At 60.4% G+C, this 1,231-nt stretch carries 1 protein-coding gene; it reads right to left on the bottom strand.

Going from position 1 to position 1,231, the window contains the following annotated elements; all coding sequences use genetic code 11:
• Positions 1-96 precede the first annotated feature (96 nt).
• The gene (locus HT737_RS18755) at positions 97-1,110 is read right to left on the bottom strand and encodes an AI-2E family transporter (protein WP_131670995.1); all 1,014 of its coding nucleotides are present in this window, start codon (positions 1,108-1,110) and stop codon (positions 97-99) included.
• Positions 1,111-1,231 lie beyond the last annotated feature (121 nt).

The raw sequence follows: 1,231 nt of genomic DNA, 5'->3' as shown, positions 1-1,231 counted from the left end.
CTCCCACAGGTTCTGCGCCGCTTTCGAAAGCGGTATCAATCCTGTGGGAGCTGGCTTGCCAGCGATGGCGTCAGCCAAGGCAACACAGTTATCAAATCAAACCATCCCGCCCAGCTTCAACTCACTCTTCAGATACGCGTAATAAATCGGCCCCGCCACCACCCCCGGCAGGCCGAACGCGGCTTCGAACACCAGCATCGCCAGCAGCAACTCCCACGACTTGGCACTGATCTGCCCGCCGACAATGCGCGCGTTGAGGAAGTATTCGAGCTTGTGGATAAAAATCAGGTAACCCAGCGCCGCCACCGCCACCCAGATCGACAGCGACAGGCCGACGATGGTGATCAGCGTGTTCGACATCAGGTTGCCGATCACCGGCAGCAGACCGAGCAGGAAGGTCAGGACGATCAGGGTTTTGGTCAGCGGCAGCTTGATGCCCAGAAGCGGCAGAATCACCGCAAGGAAAATCGCGGTGAAGAAGGTGTTCAGCAGGGAAATCTTGATCTGCGCGAAGACGATGTTGCGAAAGGCTTGCACCAGCAGGTGCAGGCGATCAAACAGGGCGGCGGCCAGCGGCTTGCGCTTGGTCACATCCGGTATCCGCTGCAGGGCAATGATCGCGCCGAGGACCATGCCGATCAGCAGGGTGACAAACATGTGCGCCGCGTCCTTGCCCACCAGTTGCAGCTCGGACAGGTGCTTGCTCGCCCATTCGCCGATGGCCACGCGAAACTCCGCAGCGCTGGCCGGCAGGTAGGCATCGAGGAACGGCGGCAGTTGCCCGCGCGCGCGATCGACCACGCCCATGAATTTGTCGAGCGAGGCGCCCGGGTTTTCCGCTTCGTGCAGCAGGAAACTGATAGCACCGGCAAAGATCAGCGCCAGCACGCTGACCACCAGGGTGCCCAGCAGCGCCACCGCCAGCCAGCGCGCACGCCGGCCTTCGATCAATCGTTGCAGTTGCGGGGTGAGCATGTTGACCAGCTCGAACACCAGCAGACCGGCCAGCAGGCTGGGCAACAAGCGCAGCGGCAATGCCAGCAGCAAACCGCCAAAAATAATGATGCAACTGACCCAAAACACAACATGACGCTCAGAAAACGTTGGCATACAGCCTCAAAACGAACGGCGTAAAAGGATTGGCAGTCTGCCAGCGATCCGGGGAGAGCACTAGGTATATGCGGTGCTTGAGATTGGCGGAGCCAAGACCGGCCTCTTCGCGAGCAGGCTC

It is taken from the genome of Pseudomonas sp. MD195_PC81_125 (genome assembly GCF_014060985.1).
Taxonomy (GTDB): domain Bacteria; phylum Pseudomonadota; class Gammaproteobacteria; order Pseudomonadales; family Pseudomonadaceae; genus Aquipseudomonas; species Aquipseudomonas parakoreensis.
This window is presented reverse-complemented; position numbering and strand designations above follow the sequence as displayed.

Excerpts from the sequence above, each read along its gene's own strand:
- HT737_RS18755 (WP_131670995.1), bottom strand. The coding sequence starts at position 1,110 with ATGCCAACGTTTTCTGAGCGTCATGTTGTGTTTTGGGTCAGTTGCATC.